We start from the raw sequence: 3,550 nt of genomic DNA, 5'->3' as shown, positions 1-3,550 counted from the left end.
CTAAGTTGAGGTGAACATGATGGAACCATTATTAACAGGATTAGCCCTTGAAAAGGATATGATGGCCGCACCGAAGGAAACGGTCAGCAAGAAATATGGTTGGGATTGTGGGGTCGTTAACCGCCAAGCAATCGTTGATGCGACTGTGTCAGTGTTAGAGCGAATGGATGAGTTGGCTGCAGTAATTGATGTCCGTGACAATGAATTGTATGAAGCCGATCGCGCCCGTATCTTGTCATTAGCAACGAGCCTAGAATTGGGTGACACGGTTGCTGAATTGTCAGCGCGTTTGACGGAATTCCGTATGCGCTTGATGTTTGCACCGTTGAAGTTCTATGAAGGCAATCGCGAGATGTTGAAGTTGGTCGCTGAAAACATTGTTGATTCATATGATGTTGCGTCAGAGGATCCAGTGATTGAAACGGCTTTGCAAGGTTTGCGCGAACAAACGAGTGAAGAACCAACGGCTGAAGACTATGAAAAGATGATTAAGTCATTCATCCGCTTTGTGCCAAAGTTCCGTGAGTCAAATGTGATGATGTTGGGTCAATTGATTCAATCAATGCACCGTGAAGCGGAAGTGTTTGGATTCAGTACTGACCCAGAAATCGTGACGTTCTTCCAACAACTTGATATCGTGGTGGCGGGTGCGATTCGCCCTGATGAATTCATGGCCATCACTGAAATGTTGAATGATTTTGAGCCAACGATTACGTCACGCGTGGTTGAATTGGCACCGCTTGAAACATTGCACCAGTTTACGGTCAACGTGATTGCTGGTGTGCAACAAGCCCGCCAAGAGGGCATGTCATTCGGTGCAGAAGCGGACGAAAAACTGGACAAGGCGTCAGATGAGCTAAATCATGGTATGCTAGAGCGTGAGCAGTACCGTATGATCCTACGAGGCATTCGAGAATTACACGTACAAGCTTAATCTAAGGAAAAGCGAGTCCTTGCCATGGTGCAAACTATTGTGAGTCTAGTCGGCCTATTTGTGGCTGCATCATTAATTGTGGTTGGTAAGGACATTCGGCGACCAATTCTAACGATTGCCGGTGTCCTCGTGGCTGTTGCGGCAGTGTTATATTGGTTGCATTAAGCAGAAAATAATCGATATATTAAGTCCTAAAACAGCAATGGCCCGTGTCATTGCTGTTTTTTGCTAAAAATAGAGAATATCTTGGCTGCCGGCATGGTGGGTGGGGTGTGACGTAGCGATTATAAAGGGTGAACTCACAAGTTCGGCCGACCGCCGGTTAGATAAGGCGAACGGACCCTAACCCTTAGCCCAATTAGTTGGGAGCTAGCCGGTGCTCGCGCCGGCGGAGTTTGCTCTTTATAATCTTTGCCGAAGTCACACTCCACCCACCATGCCTCGTCGCAACGCGACGACACCTGAAAAAATTTATAATTTTATTAACATCAGTGGTGATATAATCGTCTTAAAATTTGGGGTTTAAATGGGGAATACATATGGAATGGATCTGGACAACGCAGGAACAGAATCGCATCTCAGTCTTTCGCTATATGGTGCGCAATCGCTTCACCAGACTAACGGACCTGATGGCTGAATTTCAGTTTTCACGCTACATGGTGATTTCAATCATCGAACAACTCAATGAAGATATTGCCGTCTTGACTGGCGAAACAGAAATACTGGTAATTGAAAAAGGTAACGTCATTATCTTTGATGCGCCACTAAATGTCTTGCCGGTTGATGAATTAAAACATTATTACCTATCACAATCGACACGGGCGCAGATTATTATGCACTTGGTTGCGGAAGATTTTGACTCTTGGGAAGAGTTGTCGTTTGAATTGGATGTGTCAACGCCGACTGTCTATAAAGAGCGGGCCATTGTGATTGAACACCTGGCAGAACAGGATATCACCCTGAATAAAAACAATCAGTTGGTTGGGCAGGAAGAGAATATTCGTTTCCTCCGTTTTGCCCTACTGACCATTTATAACGGGCAACGGACTGAAGAGATTTCAGACCGGGTGAAACAAGTCGCAGATTATTATATTGATAGTTTTATTACGCCGGAATTTGGTGATTTACGGGAATCGCAGCGCTGTATTATTTGGCACATGGCGGCAATTTGGACAGTTCGTTTCACCCAACGCCATTTTGTGACTGCTGCGTATACCGATCAATATTTAGTACCCACGTCTGAGATGTCACCCCAAAGTCAACGCGTGATTCAGGCGGTCAAACATTTAATGGGGCGGAGTGGTTTACTATCAGATGAAGATCTAGACAACGAAGCGCGCTTCATTGTGTTGATTCTGCATAGTTTAGGCGTTTTTGCTACAACACAAACCCATCAGGATGTGACTGCCCATGTAATACAGTGGTGGCAAGACTTCGATGCTAGTATTCAAGGTAGTTACCAATGTATCTTTTATCAACCTTTACATGGCACTGAGTCACGACGTCTCACGTACACCGTTGGGGATATTCTGATGCGGTTCTTGATGTATCCATACGGTGTCGGGGATGGCACGTATGATATGCAACACTTCAATGAATTTTCAAATCGCTATCCGTTATCAACGGAACTGGGTAATGAAATTGTGCAACGATTCGCTGATCAGCGCCAGATTAGTGCAGAGAAACTAAAGACAGTGTTGCTAACGGATTTGGTAGCTGGCATTGCGACAACGAGCACGTTCTTTATCGATGTGCCGAAAGTGCATGTTGCGCTTGATTTTGGTAATCATGTAAACGTCGAGCGGTTGCTCCTTGATCAATTTGGGGCGGTCACACGGACGACCATTCAAATTTCGAATCGGCGCACAGCGGACACCGATATTTTGCTGACTGACGTGCCTCGTGATCGCCAGGGGCATGAGGCTGTTTATATTTGGCGTGGCATTGAGTCACGGGCTTATATTGACCAGCTTTTGGATGAAATTAATCGCATTGGCATGGAAAAGTTCAATGAGTGGCGCCGAAAACAAGTGAATCTAACTGAATGAGAAAAGCCTCATGACAACGTTTGCAAATGTTGTCATGAGGCTTTTTTGGTACACGTATAGTCTGATAAAACGGACGGCTTTATATTTTTTCGTTGTTTTTTTGAAAGGCATTTTATTAACCAAGTTATCAAAACATGTCAGGATAGTACTCGTTTACTTTTTGTTCGTAAAAGGAGGGCAATAAATGACTTCGAGAAAAAATCTCATCACACGTAGCCGTTTAGCAATTTTCGGCTTCACCACCGCACTTATTTTATTCATTTGGTTGGCAGGGCTAACCTCTGGTGTTGTCCAAATTGCAACAGTGCTACTTGTGATTTTAGGAATTGCAACGGGGTTAATGTTGCCAAGCCTACTCGCAACTTGGTTAGCGATGCTCTTTTTAGTGATTAGCGTCATGGTATTGCTATTGGGTACTTTTGTGATGGATGTGACCGCCAAAATTTTTCTGATTGTCGCGTTTCCAGGGGCTATTTTCCTAACGAGTAGCTTACGGGCCATCGTCGGGAGCTTTGGGTGGTTAACGGAAAATCAGCACAATATTGCCGCGTTTACGAAAAATTACCAC

The 3,550-nt window shown here is 44.8% G+C and carries 3 protein-coding genes and 1 pseudogene; all 4 read left to right on the top strand.

The window, feature by feature from the left end:
- The first annotated feature begins 16 nt into the window (after window positions 1–16).
- Window positions 17–934 (top strand): hypothetical protein, encoded by a 918-nt coding sequence (locus WEIDD23_RS06190; RefSeq protein WP_229103694.1) that lies wholly within the window; start codon window positions 17–19, stop codon window positions 932–934.
- A gap of 24 nt (window positions 935–958) precedes the next feature.
- Window positions 959–1,099, top strand: a complete 141-nt coding sequence (locus WEIDD23_RS13560) for a hypothetical protein (RefSeq protein ID WP_010374955.1) — start codon at window positions 959–961, stop codon at window positions 1,097–1,099.
- 374 nt (window positions 1,100–1,473) lie between these two features.
- Entirely contained in the window at window positions 1,474–2,982 is a 1,509-nt protein-coding gene (locus WEIDD23_RS06185) for a helix-turn-helix domain-containing protein (protein WP_010374954.1), read from the top strand.
- Between the two features lie 184 nt (window positions 2,983–3,166).
- Window positions 3,167–3,550 (top strand): annotated as a pseudogene (locus WEIDD23_RS13555) (hypothetical protein); the annotation flags it as partial.

It is taken from the genome of Weissella sp. DD23 (assembly GCF_001579105.1).
In the GTDB taxonomy this organism is placed as follows: domain Bacteria; phylum Bacillota; class Bacilli; order Lactobacillales; family Lactobacillaceae; genus Weissella; species Weissella cibaria.
Note: the sequence above shows the minus strand (reverse complement) of the source record. Positions and strands in the feature narration are given on the sequence as shown.

Coding starts and splice junctions, on each gene's coding strand:
- WEIDD23_RS06190 (WP_229103694.1), top strand. CDS start 17: ATGATGGAACCATTATTAACAGGATTAGCCCTTGAAAAGGATATGATG.
- WEIDD23_RS13560 (WP_010374955.1), top strand. CDS start 959: ATGGTGCAAACTATTGTGAGTCTAGTCGGCCTATTTGTGGCTGCATCA.
- WEIDD23_RS06185 (WP_010374954.1), top strand. CDS start 1,474: ATGGAATGGATCTGGACAACGCAGGAACAGAATCGCATCTCAGTCTTT.